At 71.7% G+C, this 26001-nt stretch carries 24 protein-coding genes; 23 read left to right on the top strand and 1 reads right to left on the bottom strand.

The window, feature by feature from the left end; translation table 11 throughout:
• The first annotated feature begins 123 nt into the window (after window positions 1-123).
• The 23 genes from V2S66_RS28225 to V2S66_RS28335 all read left to right on the top strand — a co-directional run bounded on the left by V2S66_RS28225 (window position 124) and on the right by V2S66_RS28335 (window position 22872).
• Complete coding sequence (locus V2S66_RS28225; protein ID WP_330799548.1) at window positions 124-2679, top strand: acyl-CoA dehydrogenase family protein; 2556 nt, start codon at window positions 124-126, stop codon at window positions 2677-2679.
• Window positions 2680-2786: 107 nt separating this feature from the next.
• A complete protein-coding gene (locus V2S66_RS28230) occupies window positions 2787-4013 on the top strand; it encodes a cytochrome P450 (RefSeq protein WP_330799549.1) in 1227 nt (408 codons plus the stop codon).
• 158 nt (window positions 4014-4171) lie between these two features.
• Entirely contained in the window at window positions 4172-4642 is a 471-nt protein-coding gene (locus tag V2S66_RS28235; protein ID WP_330799550.1) for a GNAT family N-acetyltransferase, read from the top strand.
• Entirely contained in the window at window positions 4639-5244 is a 606-nt protein-coding gene (locus tag V2S66_RS28240) for a hypothetical protein (protein WP_330799551.1), read from the top strand. Before V2S66_RS28235 ends, V2S66_RS28240 begins: the two co-directional genes overlap by 4 nt.
• Window positions 5231-6304, top strand: coding sequence for a BtrH N-terminal domain-containing protein (locus V2S66_RS28245; RefSeq protein WP_330799552.1), 1074 nt, complete (start codon window positions 5231-5233; stop codon window positions 6302-6304). Before V2S66_RS28240 ends, V2S66_RS28245 begins: the two co-directional genes overlap by 14 nt.
• Entirely contained in the window at window positions 6304-7569 is a 1266-nt protein-coding gene (locus tag V2S66_RS28250) for a DegT/DnrJ/EryC1/StrS family aminotransferase (protein WP_330799553.1), read from the top strand. The genes V2S66_RS28245 and V2S66_RS28250 overlap by 1 nt, the downstream gene beginning before the upstream one ends.
• Before the next feature lie 32 nt (window positions 7570-7601).
• A complete protein-coding gene (locus tag V2S66_RS28255; protein WP_330799585.1) occupies window positions 7602-8441 on the top strand; it encodes a transketolase in 840 nt (279 codons plus the stop codon).
• Window positions 8434-9363, top strand: a complete 930-nt coding sequence (locus tag V2S66_RS28260; protein ID WP_330799554.1) for a transketolase family protein — start codon at window positions 8434-8436, stop codon at window positions 9361-9363. Before V2S66_RS28255 ends, V2S66_RS28260 begins: the two co-directional genes overlap by 8 nt.
• 19 nt (window positions 9364-9382) lie before the next feature.
• Window positions 9383-9550 (top strand): lysine biosynthesis protein LysW, encoded by a 168-nt coding sequence (locus V2S66_RS28265; RefSeq protein WP_330799555.1) that lies wholly within the window; start codon window positions 9383-9385, stop codon window positions 9548-9550.
• Entirely contained in the window at window positions 9543-10427 is an 885-nt protein-coding gene (locus tag V2S66_RS28270; protein WP_330799556.1) for an ATP-grasp domain-containing protein, read from the top strand. Before V2S66_RS28265 ends, V2S66_RS28270 begins: the two co-directional genes overlap by 8 nt.
• Window positions 10424-11434, top strand: a complete 1011-nt coding sequence (gene argC / locus V2S66_RS28275; RefSeq protein ID WP_330799557.1) for an N-acetyl-gamma-glutamyl-phosphate reductase — start codon at window positions 10424-10426, stop codon at window positions 11432-11434. The genes V2S66_RS28270 and argC overlap by 4 nt, the downstream gene beginning before the upstream one ends.
• A gap of 2 nt (window positions 11435-11436) precedes the next feature.
• The gene (locus V2S66_RS28280) at window positions 11437-12261 is read left to right on the top strand and encodes a [LysW]-aminoadipate kinase (protein ID WP_330799558.1); all 825 of its coding nucleotides are present in this window, start codon (window positions 11437-11439) and stop codon (window positions 12259-12261) included.
• Window positions 12262-12293: 32 nt separating this feature from the next.
• On the top strand, window positions 12294-13346 hold the full coding sequence (locus V2S66_RS28285) for a M20/M25/M40 family metallo-hydrolase (protein ID WP_330799559.1): 1053 nt from the start codon (window positions 12294-12296) through the stop codon (window positions 13344-13346).
• Window positions 13343-14077: a sulfotransferase-like domain-containing protein gene (locus V2S66_RS28290; RefSeq protein WP_330799560.1), complete on the top strand. Its 735-nt coding sequence runs from the start codon at window positions 13343-13345 to the stop codon at window positions 14075-14077. The genes V2S66_RS28285 and V2S66_RS28290 overlap by 4 nt, the downstream gene beginning before the upstream one ends.
• Complete coding sequence (locus V2S66_RS28295; RefSeq protein ID WP_330799561.1) at window positions 14074-15333, top strand: MFS transporter; 1260 nt, start codon at window positions 14074-14076, stop codon at window positions 15331-15333. The genes V2S66_RS28290 and V2S66_RS28295 overlap by 4 nt, the downstream gene beginning before the upstream one ends.
• 82 nt (window positions 15334-15415) lie before the next feature.
• Window positions 15416-15814: a VOC family protein gene (locus tag V2S66_RS28300; protein WP_330799562.1), complete on the top strand. Its 399-nt coding sequence runs from the start codon at window positions 15416-15418 to the stop codon at window positions 15812-15814.
• Between the two features lie 14 nt (window positions 15815-15828).
• Window positions 15829-16104, top strand: a complete 276-nt coding sequence (locus V2S66_RS28305) for a phosphopantetheine-binding protein (protein WP_330799563.1) — start codon at window positions 15829-15831, stop codon at window positions 16102-16104.
• Window positions 16101-17627 carry an amino acid adenylation domain-containing protein gene (locus tag V2S66_RS28310; RefSeq protein WP_330799564.1) on the top strand — a complete coding sequence of 509 codons (1527 nt, stop codon included), beginning with the start codon at window positions 16101-16103 and terminating at the stop codon, window positions 17625-17627. Before V2S66_RS28305 ends, V2S66_RS28310 begins: the two co-directional genes overlap by 4 nt.
• A complete protein-coding gene (locus V2S66_RS28315) occupies window positions 17627-18937 on the top strand; it encodes a condensation domain-containing protein (protein WP_330799565.1) in 1311 nt (436 codons plus the stop codon). The genes V2S66_RS28310 and V2S66_RS28315 overlap by 1 nt, the downstream gene beginning before the upstream one ends.
• A gap of 122 nt (window positions 18938-19059) precedes the next feature.
• Complete coding sequence (cysC, locus tag V2S66_RS28320; protein ID WP_330799586.1) at window positions 19060-19611, top strand: adenylyl-sulfate kinase; 552 nt, start codon at window positions 19060-19062, stop codon at window positions 19609-19611.
• Window positions 19608-20588 (top strand): sulfate adenylyltransferase subunit CysD, encoded by a 981-nt coding sequence (gene cysD / locus V2S66_RS28325; RefSeq protein ID WP_330799566.1) that lies wholly within the window; start codon window positions 19608-19610, stop codon window positions 20586-20588. Before cysC ends, cysD begins: the two co-directional genes overlap by 4 nt.
• A 1-nt stretch (window position 20589) precedes the next feature.
• Window positions 20590-21936 (top strand): sulfate adenylyltransferase subunit 1, encoded by a 1347-nt coding sequence (locus V2S66_RS28330; protein ID WP_330799567.1) that lies wholly within the window; start codon window positions 20590-20592, stop codon window positions 21934-21936.
• Between the two features lie 171 nt (window positions 21937-22107).
• Complete coding sequence (locus V2S66_RS28335; RefSeq protein ID WP_330799568.1) at window positions 22108-22872, top strand: dienelactone hydrolase family protein; 765 nt, start codon at window positions 22108-22110, stop codon at window positions 22870-22872.
• Window positions 22873-22964: 92 nt separating this feature from the next.
• On the opposite strand, the gene V2S66_RS28340 is transcribed toward V2S66_RS28335, so the two are convergent.
• Window positions 22965-25997, bottom strand: coding sequence for a TIM-barrel domain-containing protein (locus tag V2S66_RS28340; RefSeq protein WP_330799569.1), 3033 nt, complete (start codon window positions 25995-25997; stop codon window positions 22965-22967).
• Window positions 25998-26001 lie beyond the last annotated feature (4 nt).

Consider the following 26001-nt stretch of genomic DNA (forward strand, 5'->3'; position numbering starts at 1 on the left):
GGCAGGGGACGCGTGATGCAAGGTGACGGGGACCGCCTGAACGCCTACCTCCGAAGGAGATCGGCGACGGCGGACACATCAAGTCTCATCGAACTGGGTCGCTCGGCGACCTCCGACCGGACCGTGCTGTTCGCCCACCCGGTGGGCGGCAGTCTGCTGGCCTACCAACCGCTGGTCGCCCGGCTTACCGACCTCAGGTGCCTCGGACTGGAGGCGTCCCAGCGGACGTTCTTCGACGGCGGCGCCGCCGGGTCGATCCAGGAGCTCGCCCGGCGCTACGTCGGCGGCTTCGGCACGGACCACCCCACGATCGACGTGATCTGCGGCTGGTCCTTCGGCGGCGCCCTCGCGTGGGAGATCGCCTGCCTGCTCGGCGAGCGCGGGGAGCGGCCCAAGGTCGTGCTGCTGGACTCGACATGGGCACGCGGGGAGGTCCCTGTGTGGACACCCGCCGAGGCGCTGCAGGGTTTCCTGCAGGACGCGCTGAGCGTCGGCGGCCGGGACGTCCAGGTCGTGGCGGACACCCACGAGGAGGCCGCCGCGGCCCTGGACATGGACCTCAAAACCTTCGGCGAACGGCTGGAGATCTTCGCGCACAACCGGCGGATCCTGTGCGAGTGGCGGCCCACACCGGGCGCGCTCGACGTGGTCTCGGTGCGCGCCGCGGAGTCGAACACCTCCGACTGGCGCACCGCGACCACGGGCGGCGTGCACGACCACGACCTGCCCGGCGACCACTACACGCTGCTCGCGGACGCGGGCACGGTCGCCGCGATCGAGCAGATCATCCGGGACGACCGCCCCGCCGCGACCGGTGGCCCGGGGGCCGCGGGCGAGCAGGTCGGCGAGAGCGACGCGGCAGATCTACACGCGTCGTTGGCGAAGCTGGTGGACACACCCCACTGGCGCGAACTCGTGATCCGCGCCCGGCGGATGGACCCGGACGCCATCGCCGAGGCGTACCGGGAGCTCGGCCGGCGCGGACTGCTCACCCCCGACTGGCCGCGCGAGGCCGGCGGCTCGGGACTGCCGACACGGCTGGCCATCGAGCTGTTCGAGGGCTTCTGCTCGACCGGCCTGCCCGACCTCGTCTACGCCCTCACCGTGCAGATCGTCGGCAACTTCGTCCTGAAGTCCGGCTCCGACCGGCTGAAGCGGGAACTGCTGCCGCGGATCAGCCGCGGCGAGGAGTTCGCCACCGTCCTCTACAGCGAACCGCGCGCCGGCAGCGACCTCGCCGCGCTGCGCACCAAGGCGGAGCGACGCGGCGACCGCTATGTGCTCAACGGCGTCAAGGTGTTCAGCATCTACAGCGATATCTCCGGTTCCGCGCTGGTGTCCGCGCGCACCGGACAGGGCGGGAACAAGTACGACGGCATCACGCTCTTCGTCATCGACCTGGCGGCCGACGGGGTGAGCGTCGAGCTGGTCGAGACGCTCCAGCGCGAACGGATGTGCCGGGTACGGCTGCAGGACGTCGAGGTCGAGAGCTGGCGCCGGGTGGGCGACGAAGGCCGCGGATGGGCCCTGCTGGACGGGGCCCTGGCCATCGAACGCACCGGCATCGACCACGTCGTCAGGGCGGCCCGCTGGCTCGGGGCGCTGCGGGGGACGACCGGCCGGGTGCCCGGCCTGGAACGCCTCGAAGGACAGGTCGAGTGCGCCACGACCCTGGCCCGCACGGCCACCGAGGTCTTCCTGCAGGCCGACGTGAAGGCGATCGACACGGCCGTCGCCAAGCTCTACACGAGTGAGACGTGCCAGCAGGTCGGGCACGAGGTGCTCCGCCGGTGGAGCACGCTCGGCACCGCGCCCGGCGTCGACGACCTGGTCGGCGAGGAGCTCTTCTCCGGGCTGACCGAGTCGCCGGGGCTCACCCTGTCCGCCGGCACCTCGGAGATGATGCTCTCCACCATCTCGGCGGACCTCAAGGAGGAGCACTCCCGGCGCTGCCTCGGCATCCTGCACCACTTCGGCGGCGACCTGGTCGACACCGTCCTGGACGTCCTCGGACCGGTGGGCGCGGGCGTCAAGGTGGAGCCGCTGTTCGCCCACTCGCCGGCCCGGCGCGGGGCGCTGGCGCGGACCCTGGCCGACCTAGGCTTCGACCGGATCGAGCGGCCCGAGGACGAGGGCGGCCTCGGCCTCGGACTCCCCGTCGGCTGTGCGATCAGCCTCAGCACGGGGTACCTCGGGTACGAGAACGCCTACCGGTCGTGCGCGCTCCAGGGCGGGGGAGCCGAGGCGGATGACGAGGAGGCCCTCCACCACGACTGCGACGCCCCCGCGTGCAGGCTGCGGCACGCGGCGTACGTGCTGGGACTCGGCATCGGGCTGTTCCACAGCGCCTGGGAGCACGCCTCCACGCGGGAGCAGTTTGGTCAGAACCTCGTCGCCTTCGACGCCCTGATGTTCCCGCTGATCCGCGGCTACGCGGAGCTGAGCGCGCTGGGCGTGCGGCTCCACGAGATCGCGGAGAACCTGGCGGACATGGACGACGGAGTCGTCCGGCGGTTCGAACTCGTGGAACAGGACGCCCTGGTGCGCGTCATCCGTGCCGCGATGCAGGTGCTCGGCGCCCAGGGCATCACGGAATGGTCCGTCGCCTCGCGCTTCTACATGAAATGCGCGCAGAACATCGGCTGGCTCGACCGTGAGGGCACAGTGGCGATCGGATAACCCGGACTGCGGTCTCTTCGGCCGCGCGGCCGAAGGCGATCCATGGCCCACCGGATCGTACGAGTGGTGTTCGAGTGTCGTGAATCCCCTGCGAAGGCGGTCTTTCCATGCGAGTTTCCCTCACGGGACCTGAGATATCGGACCTGACGTCGTCCGACATCTACGACGAGTCGCAGTACGCGCAACGGAACATGCACGCGGTGTGGCAGGGCCTGCGCAAGGCCGACGGGCTCCAGTTCCAGACGGCCCCCGACGGCCAGGACTTCCTCGCGGCCCTGCGCTACGCGGACGTCCGCGACGTCCTGAGCGACCACAGGACGTTCTCCTCGGCGTACAGCACCATGCTCACGGTGCGCGGGGAGGGGGACGTGGCGGCGGGAGCGGCGCTCCACCTCACCGACCCGCCGCTGCACTCCGACATCAAACGCGTCTTCACCCCGCTGATGACGGTGCCGGCGGCACAGCGCCTCCAACAGGGCATCACGGAGCGGATGTCGGAGCTGTTCGAGACGATCCGCGGCCGTGAGTCCTTCGACTTCTGCGACGCCATGGTCACCCTGCCGATGACGATCACCGGACAGCTGATGGGCATTCCGCAGCAGGAGTGGTCCGTCACTGGCCGGGCCACGGTGCGCGCGATGGGCGGTGCGGACACCGAACAGTCCGACTACCAGCGCCGCTTCGAGCTCTTCGAGGCGCACACCACCATCATGTCCGTCCTCGGGGGCGTCCTGGAGGACTCGCCGCCCGCCGACTCCGTGACCGGCCGCTGCCCGGCCACGGCCCGGGCGGTGGGGGACACGGACCGGGACGTGCCGCTGCTGAACGCGTACGCGTTCCTGATGGGCGCCAACCCCACCGTGCCGCAGACGATCAACCAGACGCTGATCCTGCTGGCCGGCGACGACGACCTGTGGTCGTGGTTCAGCCGCCAGGAGCAGACCGACCAGAGCTTCGTCGACGAGGCGCTGCGCTGGGCGAGCCCGGTCAACCACGTGCTGCGCCGCGCCACCGTGGACACCGTGCTCGCCGGCACGCGGGTACGGGCGGGAGACCTGGTCTCCGCCTGGATCGCGTCGGCCAACCGCGACGAGGAGGTGTTCGCGGACCCGTTCCGGTTCATCCCCGACCGCTCCCCGAACCGGCACCTGGCATTCGGGCTCGGTGTGCACCGGTGTATCGGTCAGCACGTCGCCGCACTCGGCATGAGGATATTCTTCGACCTCTGGCGAAAGAACGTGCGCTCCGTGTCCCTCGACGGTGATCCGAAGCACCTCGTCTCCAACTTCCTCAACGGCGTAGTGTGTCTGCCGCTGGCCGTGACCTGGAAGTAGCCCACGGCTGCGCCCAGTTCGACGATGCACACACGCGGAAGGCAATAAAGATGAGTGAATTCGTGACCACTGTCGTCGGACCGAATGACTGGCCGGCGGTCGGCGCATTCTTCGAGCCGAAAGGCCTTGTGGAGAACTGCTGGTGCACCTACTTTCGCATGACGTCGAAGGAACGCTCCACCTGCGGCACCGCGGGACGCAGGGAGAAGCTCCGCGAGCTGGTCGAGACCGGCGGCCGGGTCGGCGTCCTCGGCACCGTCGACGACAAGCCCGTCGGCTGGATCGGGGCCGGCCCCCGGCTGGGCTTCCCGAGGCTGCGCGGGTCCCGCGCGGCGAAGCTGATCGAGGGCGACGACCCGGAGCGCATCTGGTCCGTCGTCTGCCTCTACCTGACCCGCGACCACCGGCACCAGGGCCTCGCGAGGGTGCTCATCGACCGCGCCGTGGAGTGGGCGCGGGACGAGAAGGCGGAGTTCATCGAGGCCTACCCCGAGGACGACCGGAATCCCGAGACCCCCTTCGAACGCGGCAGCTTCCGCGGCAGGGTGAGCACCTTCGAGTCCTGCGGATTCACCGTCGTCGAGCCCCGGTTGCAGCACAGAGCACTCGTCCGGAAGGATCTCAGGTGACCGTTCACCAGGTACTCGCGCTCGAACCCTTTCTGAACAACCAGGCGGCGACCACGCCGGAGAACCTCACCGACGGCCGGCTCAACGTCTGGGGCAACTCGCTGCCGGCGCAGGCCGCGCCGCTGGCACTCGAAGTGGACGGCGTCCCGCTGCGCAGCGCCCCGCTCGACGGGCGCGGACCCGACAACGTTCTCTGCGCGGGCCAGCGGATCGAGGTGCCGGAGCGGCGGTGGGACTGGCTCTACGTCATCGGATGCGGTGAGCGGCGGGTCAGGGACGTCGTCACCTGGCACCTGGCCGACGGAGCCGTGGACCGCGACCACTTCGCGCTCTCCGACCTGTGGGAGGGCCGGTCGGACTTCGGTGAGGAGCTCGCGCTGCGCACCGAGGTCATCCACTACCCGCACCACGTACAGCCCCGCATCGGGATCACCCTGTGGTGCCAGCGGGTGCCGGTCACGACGCGCAAAGCCCTCGGCGCCCTGACCCTGCCCAGGAATCCAGCCGTCCACTTCTTCGCCATGACGCTCGTCGGCCAGCAGGTCAGCGCCGGCTCCGCAGGCGAACCGCAGATGCAGGGAGCCGGCCGTGACCTTAGGTAGTACGACCGACGCGACAGCGCGCACCGCGCGCTGGGACGGTGCCACCGGCACCTACCCCCAGTGGTACGAGGACCCGCTGAGCTGCCTTCAGACCACCCTGGGCAGCATCCTGATGGAGCACGGCCTGCGGCCGGTCGACGTGCTCGGCCTCGCCTGCGAGTTCGCCTTCGCACCCGACGACGTCATGTGCGAGGAGTTCTACCGTCCCGCACAGAGCACCCGCGGCGTGGCGGCCGACCTCTGCCCGTACCACGACGTGGAGTCCTCCTGGACGACGGGAGCGGACGCGGGCGACCTGATCGAGCTGATCGAGACGCACTCCAGCGTCATCGTCGCGGTGGACAACTACCACCTCCCGTTCCGCCCGGCCTTCCACGACGTGCACGCCGCCCACCTGGTCGTGGTGCCGGGATGGCGCCGCACCGCGGACGGCGGGCTGGAGTTCTACGTCTCCGACGCGCAACCACCGGGATTCCAGGGGTGGCTGGCCGCCGAGCACCTGGTGAACAGCTGGACCTCCGGCAACCCCTCCGACACCCAGGACGTCTTCTTCTCCAGCCGGGAGATCGGCGGCCGGGTGCTGACGACCCGGGTGCTGCCGCAGCCGGACGAGCTGACGGCCGGCCTGGCCGCCCTCGCGCTCCAGGGCAACCTCGACCGCTGGGCGGCCGGCACGGCCGGCCCCGCGGACCGGGTGTGGACCGGCCGGGCCGGACTGCTCCGCTTCGTCGAGCGCCTCCAGGCGAGCAGCGGAGACCCGGAGGAACTGCGCGGCGCGTACACCTTCGGCTGGGCGATGCAGGCGCAGGCGTTCCTGCACGGCCGGTTCGCCCAGGAGTTCGCGCAGCGCTGGAAGCAGCCCTGGCTGCTGGAGGTCGCCGCGTCGGCGGACCGGGTGGTGTCGGCCTGGTCGAACGTGCGGCTGCTCAGCGCGCACGCGACGCGGACCGCCGGGATCACGGAGCTCATGGTGCGTCGCGGCGCCGACCTGGTGCACGCGTACGAGCAGCTGGCTGTCGACTGGCGGCTCGCCCTGTCGAGGGAATGGACGGACCTCTGATGAATGGCGGGCCTGTGGGCGAACTGGCGCTCACCGGGGGCGAGCCCGTGCTGGGATCGCTCGCGCCGGTGGACTGGCCGAGGACGACCGACGCGGACCGTGCGGCGGTGCTGTCCGTGCTGGACTCCAACGTCCTGGTCTCCGACCGGACGGCCGAGCAGACCGCGGTCGAACGGCTGGAGGGGTCCTGGGCGCGGTATCTGGGCGTGCGGCGCTGCGTCGGGGTGAGCAACGGGACGACGGCCATCGAGCTGGCGCTGCTCGCCCACGGCGTGGGCCCCGGCGACGAGGTCGTGGTTCCCGCGCTGACCTTCGTCGCGACGGCGATGGCCGTCGTCCACGTCGGGGCGACCCCGGTGTACGCCGACGTCGACCCGGTCACGTTCACGATGACCGCGCAGAGCCTGGCCGCCGAGATCACCGAGCGGACCAAGGCCGTCATCCCGGTCCACCTGCACGGGCTCAGCGCCGACATGGGCGCGCTCATGGAGGTCGCACGGCGCCACGGCTGCGTGGTGATCGAGGACGCCGCGCAGGCCCAGGGCGCGCGCTACCTGGGGGTGCCGTCCGGTGCGTACGGCAACACGGCCACCTTCAGCCTGCAGATGACGAAGAACCTCCCCACCTGCGGGGAAGGGGGCCTCGTCGTGACCGACGACGAGCGCGTCGCCGACCGGATCGTCCAGCTGCGCCAGTTCGGGGAGACGATCCGTGCGGACCGCCCGCGACGCTACGTCAGCCACCGCGTCGGCTTCAACGCGAAGCTCAACAACGTCCAGGCGGCGTACACCTCCAGCCAGTTGGAGCGGTTCGACGCCTACCACGCGGCCCGGCGGTCCAACGTCGCGGCCTTCCTGTCCCGGCTGGGCCACCTGGAGGGCCTGACCTGCCCGTCGGAGCCGGACGGATACGAGCACGCCTGGCACATCCTGCGCTTCGTCGTCGACTTCGACGGGCTCTTCCCCGGCGTCGACACGGCAACCGCACGCGGCGTGCTGATGCGGGCGCTGCGCGCCGAGGGACTGCCGGCGACCAGGTACCAGATGATGCCGCTGCCCGAGCAGCCCGCGCTGCGCTCCCTGTGCCGCCAGACGCCTGCGTCCTGGCCGGTCGCGCAGCAGGTCATCGACCGCAGCTTCACCCTCCAGCAGCGCCATCTCGCCCCCGACGCGGGGCCGTTGCTCCAGAGCTTCGCCGACGTCATGGAGAAGGTCTGGGCGCACCTGAAGGTCCTGGAGGAGCTCGCGGACGGTGCGGGCCGCTGAACGGGACCGAGCACCAGCCGACTCTCGCGCAGCTGCAAGCCTGCGCCCGCACGATCCGTGAGCACATCGTCGACATGTGCTCAGGACCCGAAGGCGGCCACCTGGGTGGCTCGATGTCCGCCGTCGAGATCCTGGTCGCGCTCTTCTTCCACACCATGCGCGTCGACTCCGCCGATCCCGGGTGGAAGCAGCGGGACGTCTTCGTGCTGAGCAAGGGCCACGCGGCGATGGCCCTGTACGCCACCCTCGCCGAACGGAAGTTCATCAGCCGCGAGGAGGTCGCCACCTTCTGCCGGCCAGGCAGCAGGCTCGCCACGCACGGCAACGTCGCCGTCCCCGGCGTCGAGTTCGCCACCGGCTCACTCGGCCACGGGCTCGCCCTGGCCAACGGCACGTCCTGGGCGCAGCGCCAGGCCGGCGAGACACCCGCGCACACGTACGTGCTCCTCGGTGACGGCGAGTTGCAGGAGGGGACGGTCTGGGAGGCGGCCCAGGTGAGCCGCGCCCTGCGCGCCACCAACCTGGTGGCGGTGGTCGACGTCAACAACTTCCAGCAGACGGGGTCGGTGCGGGAGGTGAGCGACGGCGCGCCGGTCGCCGACCGCTGGGCCGGCTTCGGCTGGCGCACCGTCGAGGTGGACGGGCACGACCTGGCGGCCCTGTGCTCCGTCCTCGACGAGGCGGCCGGCACACCGGGGCCGACGGCGGTGGTCTGCCGCACGGTGAAGGCCAGGGGCGTGGGCGCCCTCGCGGGCCGCGCCTCCTCCCACTTCGTGCGCTTGGACACCGACCGGAAGCGGGCCCGGGTCAGGGCCAGCATGAGCCCTGCCGGTCCTCCCGGGACCACGAAGGAGGAGGGCGGCGATGCTTGAGATCAAGCCGGAGCGCGTGAGCACCCGGGCGGTCTTCGCCGACGCCCTGCCCGAACTCGCCTTACGCCACAACGTGCTGGTGGTCGACACCGACACGGGAAGCATCAAGCCGACACCCGGCATGGACTACCTCAACGTCGGCATCGCGGAGAACGCGGCCGTCGGACTCGCCGCCGGCGCCGAGCACTTCGGCCAGCGCGCGCTGGTCTGCACGTTCGCCGCCTTCTCGGTCAGCCGGGCGTTCGAGTTCATCAAGCTCGACGTCGCCTACCCGCGCCGCCGGGTGTGCATCGTCGGCACCCACGCGGGCGCCAGCGGCGGCTGGCTCGGGCCGACCCACCACGCCACCGAGGACCTCGCGCTGATGAACGCGCTGCCGAACATGCGGGTGGTCGTGCCGGCCGACGCGCTCCAGGCCGTGTCCCTGCTGGAGCAGTGCCTCCAGTACGACGGTCCGACCTACCTGCGGCTCGGACGGAAGGCCTCGCCGGTGTTCGAGGGGCTGCCGGAACCCGAACTCGGCGTCCCGCAGCAGGTCCGCCCCGGGCGCGACGTCGCCCTGGTCGCGACCGGCCCGGAGATCCTCGCGCTGGCGCTCGACGTCGCCCAGGGCCTCGCCGGCGCCGGATACAGCGCGCAGGTGATCAACGCGCACACCGTCGACCCGGAGTCCGCCGGCGCCGTCGGCCGGGCCGTCGACGCGCAGTGCCGCTGGCTGGTGACGCTGGAGGAGGCGTGGACGTCGGGCGGCATGGGCGCGCAGGTCGCGTCGGCGGCCGGCGCCCGCGGCATCCGGTGGCTGCCGATCGGCGTCACCGGCTTCCTCCCACCCGGCAGCCACGCCTCCCTGCTGGAGGCCAGTGGGCTCACCCCTGATTCCGTTCTTCGCCAGGTGCTGACGTTCGTCAGCGACCCGAAGTGACCGAGAAAGGACCGATGAGATGGACACACAGTGCGTCAGCTGCTCCGACACACTGCAGATACCGGCGGACAGCTATCAGGGGGAGATCGTGAGCTGCCCCGGATGCTCGGCGGAGCTCGAGATCCACTCGACCCACCCGCTGGAGCTGGCGATCGCGCCCGAGCCCGACGAGGACTGGGGTGAGTGAACCGACGAGAGCGTCGACACCCCTCGGGATCCTCCTGTCGACGGTCCGCTACGAGGAACGGCGCCTCCTGTCCGAGCTGGAGCGCCGGGGCGTCACCGCCGTCAGGCTGGACCCGCGCAGCATGTCGTTCGCGCCGAAGGACGCCGAGGCGCTGCGCGGGATGACGGTACTCAACCGCGAGATCTCCAGTCAGCGTGCGGCGCTCGCCGCGGAGTCCCTGGAGGCGTTCGGCGCCCGCCCGGTGAACGACGCCTCGGCGACCCGGCTGTGCGGCAACAAGTGGTCCACCTACCTGCGGTTGAGGCAGTACGGCATTCCGACGCCGGCGACCCTGCTGGCGCCGACCCCGGAGACCGGCCTGGAGGCGATCGACATGATCGGCTACCCCGCCGTCATCAAGCCCCTGAGCTCGTCCTGGGGCAACCGGGTCAGCCTGATCACCGACAGGTACGCCGCGGACGCCGTCCTGGAGCACTGCGCCGCACTGCCCTCGGCGGCCAGCAGGACGGTGATCGTCCAGGAGGCCGTCCGGCCGGGCTCGCCCGACCTGCGGGGCATCGTGGTCGACGGGGTCTGCCTGGGCGTCATCGTCCGGTCGAGCAGTGACTGGCGGAACAACGTGGCCAGGGGAGCGACGGTCGAGCCGTACCCGCCGAACGAGGAGGTCCGGCGGCTGTGCGTCCGGGCGGCGGCCGCCGTGGGCGCGACGATCGCCGGCGTCGACCTCGTCGAGCGGGCGGACGGGGGCTGGACGGTGCTCGAAGTGAACTCCCGGGTCGAATTCCAGGGGTTCGAGCGTGCGACGGGTGTCGACGTCGCCGCACGAATAGCCGACGCGTGCACGGCCGAGACGATCGAGGTGAGGGAACCGGTATGAAGCGCATCGCAGTGGTGGGCGGACGGGGGTTCGTGGGAGGTGAGCTGCTCCGCCTGCTCGTCCACCACCCCGAGGTCGAGGTCGCTGCCGTGACCTCCGACACCCAGGCCGGCCGCGCCGTGGAGACCGCGCACCCACCGCTGCGCGGGAGCGGTCTGCGGTACAGCCGGCGGGCCGACCTGGAACCCGTCGACCTGGTGTTCCTCGCCGGCGTCCACGGGTCCTCGGCGAAGATCGTCGACGAGGTGGCGGCGCTCGCGCCGAAGATCGTCGACCTGACCGCCGACTTCCGGATCGGCGACGCCGCGCTCATGGAGCGCTACTACGGCTGGAGCCGTGAGGGAGAGCACGCGAAGGCGTTCGTCCGCGGCCTGCCCGAGCTGCACCGCAAGCAGATCGCCGACGCCGACCGGGTCGCGGTGCCGGGCTGCATGGCCACCAGCGCGATCCTGAGCCTCGCGCCGCTGGCGTCCCGGGGCCTGCTCAAGGACGTCCAGGTCGACGCGCGGACCGGCAGCAGCGGCGCCGGCGCCGGCGCGGGCGACGCCAACTCCCATGCGCTGCGCAGCGGAGTGATGCGGGTGTTCGCGCCCTTCGACCACCGTCACGAGGCCGAGGTGGCCGAGGCGCTGCGGGTGGACGTGTCGATGACGGTCACCGCGACGCCGCAGGTGCGCGGCGTGCAGACGCTGACGAAGGTGGCGGTCGGGGACGTCGGCGAGCGGGAGCTGCTCGCCATGTACCGCGACGACTACGGTGCGGAGCCGTTCGTCCGGCTGGTGAACAGCCCGCGCGGCACCTACCGCTATCCGGACCCGAAGGTGCTGCTCGGCTCGAACTTCTGCGACGTCGGCGTCGTCGCCGACGGCCGCGGCAGGGCGCTCGTGATCGGGAGCCTGGACAACCTCATGAAGGGGGCCGCGGGCGGCGCGGTGCAGTGCATGAACCTGATGCTCGGTCTGCCGGAGACGTACGGGCTGACCTTTCCCGGACTGCACCCGGTGTGACCATGACGAGAATCGTGGTGAAGTGGGGCGGCAGCCTCCAGGAGAACAGCCGGGCGATCGCCGACGACATCGCCGCGCTCCGGCGTGACCACCGCATCGTCGTGGTGCACGGCGGATCGCGGGACATCGACGACACGATGCGCGAACTCGGGGTGCCGCGCCGCACCCTGCGGTCGCCGGACGGCATGGTGACGCGCTACACCGACGCGGCGACGCTCAGCGCGCTCATGATGGCGATGCGCGGAAGGACCCAGGCGCGGATCGTCTCGGAGCTGGCGGCTCGCGGCGTCACCGCCGTGGGGCTGTCGGGGATGGACGGCGGACTGGTCCGCACCGAACGCAAGGCCGCCATCCGTGCGGTGGTCGGCGACAGCGTCCGGGTGGTGCGCGACAGCTTCGCCGGCCGCGTCGTCGGCGTGGACACGAGCGTCCTGGACGCTCTGCACGCCTGCGGCATGGTCCCCGTCGTGTGCCCCCCGGGCATGACGGCGCAGGGCGAGGCGACCAACGTCGACGCGGACCGGATGGCCTGCGCCATCGCCGCGGCATGGCGTGCCGACCGGCTGCTCCTCTTCACGGACACGCCGGGAGTGCTCGCCGACCGCGACGATCCCACCTCCACCATCGCCGCGCTGAGCCGGGACGACGCCAAGAGCCTGGTGCCGGAGCTGAGCGGCGGCATGCGGATGAAGGTCGCCGCCGCGGTGGAGGCGCTCGGCAACGGAGCACAGGCCGTACAGGTCTGCGACGGGCGCGTGGACGCGCCCATCGCAGAAGCGCTACGAGGCAGCGGAACCCTCATCGGAAGGGGCCACGAAACATCGTGACGACTCATCATCTCGCCTCACCGGAAGCGGAGTTGACCGACATTGACGCGCTCGCGCTGCTCGCCGAGGTAGTGGCGATCCCGTCCGTCTCCGGCAGCGAGCAGAAGCTGGCGGAGCGGCTGCGGGACCTCGCGCTCGGATTCGGCGCGCGCAGCCACCTCGACGACATGGGGAACGTGCACGTCCTGGTCGGCAGCGGGACGCGCACGGTCATGCTGCTCAGCCACATGGACACCGTGCGCGGCGAGGTCCCCTTCGAGCACAACGACACCTTCATCCGCGGCCGCGGCGCCGTCGACGCCAAGGGCCCGCTGACCGCGATGCTCGTCGCGGCGCTCACCAGCCGCGACCTCGGCCTGCGCATCCACTGGGTGGGGGTGGTCGAGGAGGAGACGCTGTGGTCGCGGGGGGCGGAGCACGTCCGCACCACCGTGCCGGTCCCCGACGCGGTGATCGTGGGGGAGCCGAGCGGCGCCTCGTCGGTGACCATCGGCTACAAGGGGATGGTCCAGCTCGCGGTGCGCTGCGACGTGCCGCGCACCCACACCGCGACGCCGGGACCGAAAGCCAGCGAGATCCTGGTCCGGGCGCTCGGCAGGCTCTTCGACGCCTACGGCACGCGGGGGCACGACAACTTCAGCGACGTGGGCATGACCGTCAAGGACGGCCGGTTCGACGCGTTCTCGAGCTCGTGCGCGCTGGAGTTCCGCACCCCGCCCGACACCTCGGCCCCGGCGCTGCTGCACGAGGTCTCGACGATCCTGGGCGGATCGGTCGAGGTCGCCGCGGTCTACGACGTACCCGCCGTCATCGTGCCGCGCAGCTCCGCGTGCGTCCGCGCGCTGTCCCGCGCCATCGTCGCGCAGGGGTTCGAGCCCAGCCACAAGCTCAAGACCGGCACGAGCGACATGAACACGTTGGGCAGGACCTGGAAGGTGCCGATGGCCACCTACGGACCCGGCGACTGCCATCAGGACCACACCGACAACGAGCACATCCTGAACCAGGAGTACCTCGACGGCATCCGCATCCTGCGGCGCGCGCTGAGCGAACTGGACAGGACCATCCCGGAGGCAGCGTCATGACCGGACAACCGAGCCTACTGGCGCTGTGGAGCGTGCCCCGATCGCGCTCGACCGCCTTCGAACGCGCCATGTACGAACGCGGCGACTACCTCGTGGTGCACGAGCCGTTCTCACGGGTGTGCGACTTCGGCGAGGCGGAGGTCGCCGGCCGCACCTGCGCGAGCCAGGAGGAGGTGATGGCCGCCCTCGTCGACACCGCGGCCGGCCGGCCGGTCTTCTTCAAGGACACCACCGACTTCCCGCTCGACCGGCTCGGTGCGAACGCCGCCTTCCTGCGGCGCTGCCGCCACGCCGCGATGGTCCGCAACCCGCGCGACACCGTGCGCTCGCACCTGGTGATGCAGGCCGACGCCACGTCCACGGCGATGGGCTTCGGGCACCTGTGGGACATCGTGTCGGCGGTGACGGCCGAGGGGCTGCCGATGCACCTCGTCGACGGCGACGAGCTGGCCGGCGACGCCGAGGGGGAGATGCGCCGGTACTGCGCCGCCATGGGGATCTCCTTCCTCGCCGAGGCGCTCGCCTTCACACAGCAGCCCCCGGCCAGCTGGAAGGCCACCGAACGCTGGCACGCCGGCGCGAGCGAGTCGAACGCCCTGGGCGCCTCCCCGGCCGGCAGGAAGCAGCTGCCGGCGGACCTGGAGCAGACCGCCCTGGAATTCGAGCGGGACCAACTGCCGTACTACGAGCGGATCACGGCAGCACTGAGGACGACAAAGGAGCGGACATGACGCTGGGCCCGAGCTTCACCAAACTATGGCTGTCACAGGGGTTGTCGAACCTCGCGGACGGCCTGGTCATCGCGGCCGTACCGCTCCTCGCCGTGACGATCACCCGCGACCCGCTGCTGATCTCGGGGATGACGGTGGCGCAGTTCCTGCCCTGGCTCGTCTTCACCCTGCCGGCCGGGGCCCTCGCCGACCGCATCGACCGGCGCATGATCATGGTGTGGGGCAACTCGACCCGCGCCGTGGGGTTCGGCCTGCTCGTCCTGACGCTCGTGGCCGACCTGCACAGCATCGTGCTGCTCTACCTCGCGGTGTTCTTCGCCGGCACCGCCGAGACGCTGGTGGACAACGCGGCACTGACGGTGCCGCCGCGGCTGGTCCAACGCGCCGACCTGGAGCGCGCCAACGGGCGCCTGTTCGCGACCCAGTCGGCCATCAACAACTTCGTCGGACCGACGGTCGGCGCCGCCCTGTTCTCGGTGACGGCGATCCTGGTGTTCTCCACCACCGCGGGGCTCTTCGCGCTCGCCTCGCTCGCCCTGCTCACCCTGCCCCGGATGCTGCCCACCCCGAGCGACACCAGCGCTTCCACGCACTCGGCGGGGGACGTCGTCCGCAGCATCCGCGCCGGCTGGTCCTACTTCTGGGACCACCGGCTGCTGCGGCGGGTGGCGTTCATCTCCGGCTCGATCAACATGTTCTCCTCCGCCACCGGCGGCCTCCTGGTCCTCCTGGCGACCGGGCCGCTGGGAGTCTCGGAGTCCTGGTACGGCGTCTTCATCGCGGTGCCCGCCGCGGGCGCCGTCATCGGCTCGCTGATCGCGGCGAAGGTGGTCCCGCTCATCGGCGGCGGCCCGGTCACCTGGCTCGCCGCGCTGGTGCCCTCCGCCAGCTGGATCGTCCTCGGCCTCAGCGGCAGCGTCGTCCTCTGCGAGATCACCATGTTCCTCGCCGCCGTGTCCACCGCCCTGAACCAGATCGTGGTGAGCACGCTGCGCCAGGCGTCGGTCCCCGACGAACTGCTCGGCCGGGTCACCGCGGCCTACCGCCTGATCGTGCTCGGCGTCGTGCCCGTCGGCGCGTTCCTCGGCGGTGGGCTCGGGCGGTGGCTGGGCCCGCGGACCACGTTCATCGTGTGCGGCGTCGGACTGACCCTCGCCGCGCTCGTGTTCGCCTCGCGGGTGAGCACGCGGGCCCTGAAGGACGCGGAGATGCCCGTCAGGCCCGCGCCCGCGGAGCAGATCCCCACCGCGCTGTAGCGGTGCAGCCGTACCGCCATGCCCGTGCAGCAGCGCAGCCGTACAGCCGTGCAGCCGGAACGTCCAGAAAGAGCGCGCCCTGATGAGCCTGAGACTGTCCCATACGACCATCGACGCGATCGACCCGTACGCACAGGCGCAATGGTGGTGCGAGATGGCCGAGTTCACCCCGAAGGAGGGGGTGCGGCCGGGGTCCGACGAATGCTATGTCGTCACCGGGCACGGATACACGGTGCTCTTCGTCCTGGTGCCCGACGGCAAGACCGTGAAGAACCGCATGCACTTCTGCATGCGCCCCGCGGGCCGCTCGCAGGACGCCGAGGTCGAGCGTGCCCTCGCGCTGGGCGCGCGCGTCGTCACCGACTTCCGCGGGTCGAACGGCTGGGTGGTCATGGCTGATCCGGAGGGCAACGAGTTCTGCGTCCTGGCCGGCCGGAAGGCCGACAGCGAGCCCCAGAGCCAAGACAAGCCGAGCAGATGAGAACAGGAGATCCCGTGACCGAGAACCGTGATGTCGTGTGCAAGGCCGCCTACGAGCGGCCGGCCGACGAACTGGAGGAGCAGGTGGCCGCCGTCATCGCGGAGGTGCTGGACGTCGACCTGGTGGGCCGCCGCGACAGCTTCTACGACTTCGGCGGCACGTCGCTCGCGGCCATCCGCATCTGCGCCCGCATCGAGCGCCTTCTCGGATCCCGCGTCGACCCCGCGTGGCTGCTCGAACACGACGAGCTGGCCGACTTCGCGGAGCAGATCCGGCTCGGTGCGGCGTGACCGGCAGGACGGGCGTGCCGCCGCTGCGGAGCGTGCACGCCGCGGTGCTCGAGTGCGCGGACCGGGCGCCCCACGACCTCGCGCTGGTCCAGGGCGACGAGCGGATCGACTACCGCACGCTCACCACGGCGGCGAGGGTGCTGGCCGGCCGGCTCACCGGCTGGGGCGTGCGGCCGGGCGACATCGTCCCGCTGCTGGTGCCGCGCGGCGCCCACCTGATCGCGCTCCAGCTCGGCGTGCTCATGAGCGGCGCGGGATACGCCACCCTCGACCCGCGCTGGCCGCAGAGCCGCATCGCGTCGATCCTGGCCCAGCTCGACGACCCGGTCGTCGTCGGCCGGCCCGGCGGCGAGCCGCTGGGCGTGACCCGCACCCTCGACCCGTCGCCGCTGTCCGCGATCGCGGACGACGCGGGGTCCGGCCTGTTCGCCCCCGTGCCGGCCGGACTGGACGACCTGGCCATGGTCTTCTTCACCTCCGGCAGCACGGGCGTTCCCAAGGGGGTGCTCATACCGCACCGCGCGGTCACCCGGATGTTCGGGCCGGGCGGACTCGACGGGTTCGGGCCGGGGCACATCACCCCGCAGGTCGCGCCCGCGGCCTGGGACATGTACGCGTTCGAGCTGTGGGGCCAGCTGACCACCGGCGGCGCCTGCGTCGTGGTCGAGGAGAGCCACCTGATGCCCAGCCGGCTGCGCACCCTCGTCGCGGACGAGGGCGTGGACACGATCTGGCTGACCACCTCGCTCTTCAACCTGGTCGTCGACGAGGACCCGGAGGCGTTCGAGGGCCTGGGGACGCTCTACGTGGGCGGCGAGAAGCAGTCCCCCCGGCACGTCGCGCGGTTCCTCGAACGCTTCCCCGACCTGCCGATCTGGAACGGCTTCGGCCCGGCCGAGAACTGCATGCTGACGGCGGTTCACCGGATGGCGCCGGCCGACAGCGCCGCGCCCGTCGGCATCCCGGTCGGCCGGCCGGTGCCCGGCACGACGGTGGTCCTGCTGCGCGAGGACGGAACGCCCGCGCCGCGCGGCGAACGCGGCGAGATCGTCGCGGCCGGCCCCGGCGTGGCCCTGGGATACCTCAACAACGAGACGCAGACCCGCGAGCGGTTCCCGACCCTGGAGATCGCCGGCGAGCAGCGCCGCGTGCTGCGGACCGGCGACATGGGCATGCTCGACGACGACGGGGTCCTGCACTACTACGGCCGCCGCGACCGGCAGATCAAGCTCAGCGGGAACCGGATCGAACTCGGTGACGTGGAGGCCGCCGCGTCCGCGATCCCGGAGATCCGCACCTGCGCCGCCGTCGCACGCACCGACGCGGGAGGGACCGTCGCACACGTCGCGCTGGTCTACACCCTGGTCGACGGGGCCGAGCTGGCCCCGCGGGACCTGCGCAGGAGGCTCACCACGAGGCTCCCGGCGTACGCCGTGCCCGGCAGGTTCGAGCAGCTGGACGACCTGCCGCGGCGCGACAACGGCAAGGTCGACCTGCAGGCTCTGGAGAGGCGCGCCGGCTGATGCGCGAATTCCCGCAGACCTACGAGCAAGAGGCGCTCTGGATCGCCGACCAGTTCGTCGCGGACCCCTCGCCGTTCCTTGAGACGTGGGCCCAGCACATCACCGGACCGCTCGACGTCCCGGCACTGGAACGCGCCCTGGCCGCCCTGGTCGCACGGCACGCCGTGCTCCGCACCAGGTTCGTACTGGGCGACAGCGGCGCGGTGCAGTGCGTCGACCCGGACGGGACGGTGCCGCTGGAGCGCCTGCCGTGGCCCGGCGGAGACCTGCACGAGACGCTGCGGCGCGCCGGGCAGCGCCCCCTCGACCTGACCGCGGCACCGGCCCGGCTCACCCTGTACGACTACGCGCCCGGCGAGCACGTGCTGCTGTTGCAGATCCACCACGTCGCCGTCGACGACGCCTCGCTGGTGCTGCTCGACCACGAACTGTCCGCGCTGTACGCCGAGGAGGCCGGCGGCGAGCCGGCCGAGCTGGCCCCGCCGGGACTGTCGCTCGGCGAACACGCGGTGCGGGCGCGGGCGGCCGGGATCGCGCCGGAGGACCTCGCCTTCTGGGCCGGGTTCCTGGCCGGGGCGCCCGCGCTCACCCACCTGCCGCCGAGGCCCAGCGGCAGGCGGACCCTCGGCGCCCGGCGGGGTCCCGCCTGCGACTGCGTACGCGCCACCGTCCCCGCCGGGTTGGGGGACGCCGTCCGTACCGCGGCGCGCGCGATGCGCACCACGCCGCACGTCCTGATGAGCACCTGCATGGCGGTCACCGCGGCGGCGGTGAACGGTGAGGACGTCGTCATCGGCAGTCCGGTCTCCCGCCGCGGCGCGCCGGACCTCGACGGCGTCTTCGGCTGCCTGACCGACCTCCTGCCGGTCCGGTACCTGGTCCCCTCCGGGGCCCCCTTCCGCGAGGTGTGCGCCGCCGCGAAACGCACCTCGCTGGAGGTGCTGCGGCACCGGAACGTGCCCTACGCCCAGCTCGGCGGCGGCGTCACCCGCACCCGCGGGGTGCTGTCCGGCGAGCGCACGAGCCGCATCTGCCTCGTCCTCGACCAGTCGCCGAGCCAGCTCGACCTGCCGGGGCTGCGGTGCGAACGGGTGCACGTGGGCGGCGCGTCGGCGAAGTTCGACTGGCTCCAGTACGTGGTCGCGGACGGCCGCGGCTGGGACGTGCGCGCCGACTACGCCACCGACTACTTCACCGAGGACGAGGCGGGGCTGGTGCTGCGGCAGTGGCTGACCGCGCTCACGGTGGCCGCGGACGATCCCGACGTGCCGGTGCGCGAGGTGTGGCGGCGGCTGGCCTCGGTCGCATGACGCGCGGGCCACACACCGCGGCCGGCCGCCGCGGTTCTGACGAGCACAGCAGTAGCAGGTGGACGACGCTGGATCTCGAGAAGGAGAGCGAACCGCCGGTGAAAACGGAGCTGCGAACCAGTCTGACAACGCGTGAGTGCGAGTGTGGTGCGACGGTATGGCTGACCGGCCTGCCCAGCTCGGGAAAGACGACGATCGCCCACGCGGTGGCCGATCGCCTCCGTGACCAGGGGCGCAGGGTGGAGGTGCTCGACGGCGACGAGCTGCGCCGCACCCTCTCCCTGGGCCTCGGCTTCAGCCGCGCGGACCGGCACGCGAACGTGCAGCGCATCGGGCTGGTCGCGGAGGTCCTGGCGCGCAACGGCGTGCTGGTGATCGTCCCGGTCATCGCCCCCTACGCGGACAGCCGGACGGCCGTGCGGGAGCGCCACGAGGCGTCCCGCACCGCCTACCTGGAGGTGCACGTCGCCACCCCTTCGGGCGTCTGCGCGCAGCGCGACGTGAAGGGCCTGTACGCACGGCAGGCCGCGGGGGAGATCACCGGACTGACCGGGGTCGACGATCCGTACGAGCCTCCCCGGCAGCCCGACCTGAGCATCCCCGCGCACGAGCAGTCGGTCGCGGAATCCGCGTCGATCCTGCTGGACCTGCTGGTGGAAAGGCGGCTGGTATGAGCCCTCGCCCCACGGACACCGTCACGGACGCGCATACAGGCACGCATGCGGGCACGGACACCGGCGCGGTCACGGCCCCCGTCTCCGCGCTCAGCCACCTGGACGTCCTGGAGTCCGAGTCGGTGCACATCTTCCGGGAGGTGGCGGGCGAGTTCGAGCGGCCGGTGATCCTCTTCTCCGGCGGCAAGGACTCCATCGTGATGCTGCACCTGGCGATGAAGGCGTTCGCGCCCGCCGCGGTGCCGTTCGCGCTGCTGCACGTCGACACCGGGCACAACTTCCCCGAAGTCATCGAGTTCCGCGACCGCGCCGTCGCCGAGGGGGGCCTGCGCCTGCACATCGCGTCGGTGCAGGACTACATCGACGACGGGCGGCTGCGTGAGCGTCCGGACGGCACCCGCAACCCGTTGCAGACGGTGCCGCTCACCGACGCGATCCGCGAGCTGCGCTTCGACGCGGTGTTCGGCGGCGGTCGGCGTGACGAGGAGAAGGCGCGGGCCAAGGAGCGGGTGTTCTCGCTGCGCGACGAGTTCTCGCAGTGGGACCCGCGCCGCCAGCGCCCCGAGCTGTGGCAGCTGTACAACGGCCGGCACGCCCCCGGCGAGCACGTGCGCGTCTTCCCGCTGTCCAACTGGACCGAGCTGGACGTGTGGCAGTACATCGCCCGCGAGAAGATCGAACTCCCCGGGATCTACTACGCACACGAGCGGCCCGTCTTCCGGCGCGCCGGCATGTGGCTGACCGCCGGCGACTGGGGCGGACCGGGCGGCGACGAGACCGTCGAAGTGCGCATGATCCGGTACCGGACCGTGGGCGACATGTCCTGCACCGGCGCGGTCGACTCCGACGCGACGACCATCGAGATGGTCATCGCCGAGATCGCCGCGTCCCGCCTCACCGAGCGGGGCGCCACCCGCGCCGACGACAAACTCTCCGAAGCGGCGATGGAAGACCGCAAGCGTGAAGGGTACTTCTAGGATGAGCAACCACCTGAGCGGCAACCGCAGCGCCCTTGCCGAGGCACCGGCCGCCCCGCCGGCGACCACCCTGCTGCGCTTCGCCACCGCCGGTTCCGTGGACGACGGCAAGTCCACGCTCGTCGGGCGCCTGCTGCACGACTCCAAGTCGGTGCTCACCGACCAGCTGGAGGCCGTGGAGCACGCCTCGCGCTCGCGCGGCGCCGACGGACCCGACCTGGCGCTGCTCACCGACGGCCTGCGGGCCGAGCGCGAGCAGGGCATCACCATCGACGTGGCCTACCGCTACTTCGCCACCGCCCGGCGCCGGTTCATCCTCGCCGACACCCCGGGGCACGTGCAGTACACCCGCAACATGGTCACCGGCGCCTCCACCGCCGACCTCGCCGTGGTGCTCGTCGACGCCCGCAACGGCGTGGTCGAGCAGACCCGCCGCCACGCCGCCATCGCCGGGCTGCTGCGCATCCCGCACGTGGTGCTCGCGGTCAACAAGATGGACCTGGTGGACTACGCCGAGCCGGTCTTCGCGGCGACAGCCGAGGAGTTCACCGCCTACGCGGCCTCCCTCGGCGTCCGCGATGTCACCGCCATCCCGATCTCGGCGCTCGCCGGGGACAACGTGGTGGAGCCGTCCACCCGGATGGACTGGTACGGCGGCCCGACCGTCCTGGACCACCTGGAGACGGTGGACCCGGCCGCCAGGACGCCGGACGAGGGCTCCCGCTTCCCCGTCCAGATGGTCATCCGGCACGGCGGAGAGCGCTACTACGCCGGCCAGTTGCTCACCGGCCGGCTGCGGGTCGGCGAGACGGTGACGGTGCAGCCGTCCGGCCGGACCACCACCATCACCTCCCTCGACGTCCTCGGGCAGCCGGCGGACGTCGTGCCGGCCGGCTCCTCCCTCAGCGTCCGGCTCTCCGACGAGATCGACATCGGGCGCGGCGACATGCTCACCGCGGGGCCGCGGCCGCCTCGGATCGTCCAGGAGATCGAGGCGACCGTGTGCCACGTCGCCGACGCGCCGCTCACCGTCGGCCAGCGGGTGCTGCTCAAGCACACCACCCGCACGGTGAAGGCGATCGTCGAGGACATCCCGTCCCGGCTCACCCTCGACGACCTCTCCCCGCACCCGCAGCCGGGCCGGCTCGTCGCGAACGACATCGGCCGGGTCAGGGTCCGCACCGCCGAGCCGCTGGCCCTGGACTCCTACGCCGACTCCCGGCGCACCGGATCGTTCCTCCTGATCGATCCGGCGGACGGCGCCACCCTGGCCGCCGCGATGGCGGGCGACGCCTTCGCGCCCGCGATCCCCGCGGCGGCGCCGGAAGCGGAGAGGAAAAGGGAGTGAAGGAGTGATCGTCGGGCTGGTAGTGTCCGGTCGACCGTGACACCGCCCGAGGAGGTGAGACCCATGAACGCTGTATCGACGTGGGTGCTCCCCCTTCCGCATCACGGCCGGCGCATGACGTAGGTGTCGCCGGGAGCGCCCGATCCGCAGGCACTCCCGAAAGGCACCACTTTGCACTCTCTTCAGTTCACCGCCGAGTCGTCGGCGAACGGCGTGCTCGCACGCGACTTCACCGTGGGCGGGGTCCCCGGCGTTCTCTGGTCGCCCGCCTCGGGCGCCGATCGTGCGCCGCTGGTCCTGCTGGCCCACGGTGGCGGCAACCACAAGAAGCACCCGGCGATGACGGGCCGGGCCCGTCTCCTGGTGACCGGCTGCGGCTTCCACGCCGCCGTCATCGACGCGCCCGGTCACGGCGACCGGCCGCGTTCGGCGCACGACGAGGCGGAGATCGCCGAGCTGTTCCGGGCGCGGGCGGCGGGCGAGCCGGAAGGCCCGGTCGTCGTGCGCTACAACGCCCACCTGGCGGAGCTCGCGGTGCCCGAGTACCGGGCGACCCTGGACGCCCTCCAGGACCTGCCGGAGATCGGCGCCGCCGGCCCTGTCGGCTTCTGGGGCCTCAACATGGGCACCGCGATCGGCGTGCCGTTCGTCGCGGACGAGCCCAGGATCACCGCCGCGGTCTTCGGCCAGCACTGGCCCGACGTGCTCGCCGCGCAGGCGCAGCGGATCACCGTCCCGATCGAGTTCGACCTGCAGTGGGACGACGAGCACATCTCGCGCGAGGAGGGACTCGCGCTCTTCGACGCCTTCGCCTCGCAGGAGAAGTCGTTGCACGTGAACGCGGGCCGGCACAAGGAGCTGCCCAGGTTCGAGGCGGACAGCGCGGCCCGGTTCTTCACCCGGCACCTGACCGCGGCGGCCGACCGGCCGGCCTGACGCGGCGGTCGCGGAACCCGGCCGGGCAGGCCGGCGCCGCGGCGGGGACGACGTTCACCACGTCGTCCCCGCCGCGGCCCGGCCCGCGCGGGCTAGAGCACGCTCAGGCTGTCGATGTTCGCGCCGGTGGACTTGGTGAGGGTGGCGCGGACGGTGATGTTCGCGCCCTGGGGGAGGGTCGCGGTGCAGGTGGCCGTCGCCCAGGTGTCCCAGCTGCCGGTGGGGGACAGGGCGAGGGTGGCGCCCTTCGTGCCGTTGACGTCGATGGTCACGGGGCGGTCGTCGCCGCTGCCGTTGGCGTAGCGGATGCGCAGCTGCTTCTGGCCGGCCGTGGCGGTGGTGACCGTCCAGGCGAGGGTGGCGCCGGCGGACGTTCCGTTGAAGTCGGCGTAGCCGGTGCCGGTGTAGCCGGGGTGCAGGGTGTCGATGACGAAGGTGTCGTCGAGGCGGGCGGTCTCGGCCTGGTAGACGGTGCCGGCGCTGACGGCCGGGAAGGCCGCGCCGCTGGGCTCGATCGTCGCGGCGGTCCCGTTGGAGCCCACAGCGATCTCCGCGGTGACGACGCTGAGCACCTTGGCCTGCGCGTCCCAGACGCAGCCGGCTCCGCTCCCGTTGGCGATGACCGCGGCCTCGCTGGTGAAGGCCGGGAGGGTGGCGCCGCCGTTGACGCGCATCCCGACGGCCGCGGCCAGGCCGTGGAAGCGGACGACGTAACGGCGTCTGTCGGGCGCGCCGTCGTAGGTCCCCTGCGGGTGGGAGACGACGACGCGGGTGGCGGCGTCGGTGTAGGCGAGGTGGGTGACGCTGGTCCTGCCGCTCCGGTACGCCTCGGTCACCGAGTCGTCCTCGACGAGGTCGAAGGCGCCGTCGGCCCCCGCGTACACCTCCAGTTCGAGCTGCCGCTTGTTGAAGTAGGCGGTGCTCTGGGCGTACGGGTACTTGGGCAGGATAGCCCCCGCCTTGACGAACAGCGGGGTCTCGCCGGTCCGCGTGGTGTAGGCGAAGTCGCCGGAGTCGGTGCCGGCGTGCTTGATGTCCGCCCAGAAGTTGTACCAGGTGGTTCCGGCCGGCAGCCAGACCTGCTGGACGGCGCCGCCGTCGGAGAGGAGAGGCGCGACGAGGAGCGAAGGCCCCCACATGTACTGCAGGTCGTGGGTGTACGCCTGCGGCCGGTTCTGGTAGTCGATCACCATCGCCCTGGCCATCGGCAGGCCGCTGGCGCCGGCCTGGTGGGCGAGCGTGTAGACGTACGGCATCAGGCTGTACCGCAGCTGCCCGTACTTCGCGAAGTCGGCCTGTGCCTGCGCGCTCTGGTCCAGCGGCCAGCGCGACGCCTTCTTGCCCTTGGACGGGACGGTGGCGGAGGTGTGCGGGCGCCAGATCGGCGCGAGGCTGGACCAAGCGACCGGCCAGTTGCGGTAGAAGGCGTCGGAGTCCGCGTTGCCGTTGCCGTAGCCGCCGCCGTCGATGTTGGCGAAGGGGAAGCCGCCGAGGCCCGCCGTCTGCATGCCGCGGATCTGGTTCTTCATCTCGTCGTAGGTCGAGCTGATGTCACCGGTCCAGTAGTGGCCGTAGCGCTGCTGGCCCGCGGTGGCGCCCCGGCTCCAGGTCCAGGGGCGCTTCGCCGCCCCGATGTGCCCGCTCCCGGACGGGTCCCAGCCCTCCTGCCCGACGCCCTTGTGCAGGTTCAGGATGTAGGCGTTGCGGTTCTCGGCCCAGGTGCGGCCGTCGGCCATCTTCGCCGTGTACGGGATCGCGCCGACGTCGTCGGTCTCGTCGATCCACAGCCCGTCGCACGGGTACGCGAGGCTCGGGTTGAGCGCCTTGTCCCAGAAGACCTTCCACACCCAGGCGCGGGTCGCGGGGTTGGTCCAGTCGGGGACGGACTTGTTGTTCGCGACGTTCGTGAGGTCGGACGCCGCGAGGCTGTAACCGCCGGGCGGCGGACCGCCCTTCCAGTTCTCCATCAGGTTGGTGTTGTTGCGGTTGTAGTCCAGCGTCACGGTGACGCCGTTGGCGACGGCCCACTTCTCGTAGCCGGCCGGATCCGGCCAGCGGTCGGGGCTGAACTCGAACCACGAACCGGACCAGCCGCCGGTGCCGTTGCGCCAGCGGTTGTCGTTGACCTGGTGGTCGAAGGGGAAGCCGGCCGAGCGGTGCTGGGTGATCTTCGACTGCCACCAGTTCTGGTCGCTCACGTCGGGGAAGCTGTGGTCGCTCATGTGGAGCCCGAAGATGGACTGCTGGGGCAGCCGGGGGCGGCCGGTGAGCTGCGTGTAGCGGTCCAGGAGCTGCGCGAACCGGGGGCCGTTGATCAGGAAGTAGTCCAACTGGGGTTGCGCGCCACCAGCGTTGTGCCCGTCGGCGGAGAACCCGTAGCCGTTGGTGCCGCCGAAGGTGAAGGTCGTGTCGAACGTGGTGTTGAAGAACACCCCGTACCCCTTGCTGGAAAGGTAGAACGGCACGATCGCCGGCGCCTGGTCGTTGGGGTTGTCGGCGGCCTGCGCCGCGTCCGCGTAGTTGTGGGAGACCGTGTCGCCAGTGCGGTCGATCTTGGGCGTGCGGCCGAGGATGCCGTGGCCGGCCTTGAGGAAGCGCTCGTCGGAGGGCGGGGCGGCGAACGCCTGCGCGGCGATGGTGGAGTTCGTGCCGCTCCACGAGACGCCGTGGGCGGAGTCCTCCTTGGCCAGCAGGGCGCCGGTGTCGCGGGCGTAGAACTCCAGCCGCAGCGGCTTCTTGTGCAGGACGACGCGCAGGCCGTCGGCCGCCGCGGTGTGCAGTTCGAGGGTGTCCGAGGTGGCCGTGACGCTCAGGGTGCCGCCCATGGAGGTGTGGTTGCCCGGGACCACCATCTCGTAGCGGGTGTCGGCGAAGAAGGTCTCCCCGGCGCGGGTCGCGTGCACCCTGACGATCTGGTCCCCGTACGCGGTCAGCCGCAGCTGCTGGCCGGTCGTGCTGGTGACGGTGACACTGCGGGCGTCGGAGGTGTGCTTGGAGTAGTCGGCGAGGGTCTCCTGCGCCGCCGCGGCGGCCGCACGGCCGGGCATCGAGGTGACGGCGCCCGCCGCCAGGACGCCGACCGCCGTGGTGAGCAGGGTCCTGCGCTTGATCTGTTCGGGTTCCATGGTG

Source organism: Actinacidiphila polyblastidii, from assembly GCF_036353415.1.
GTDB lineage: Bacteria > Actinomycetota > Actinomycetes > Streptomycetales > Streptomycetaceae > Actinacidiphila > Actinacidiphila polyblastidii.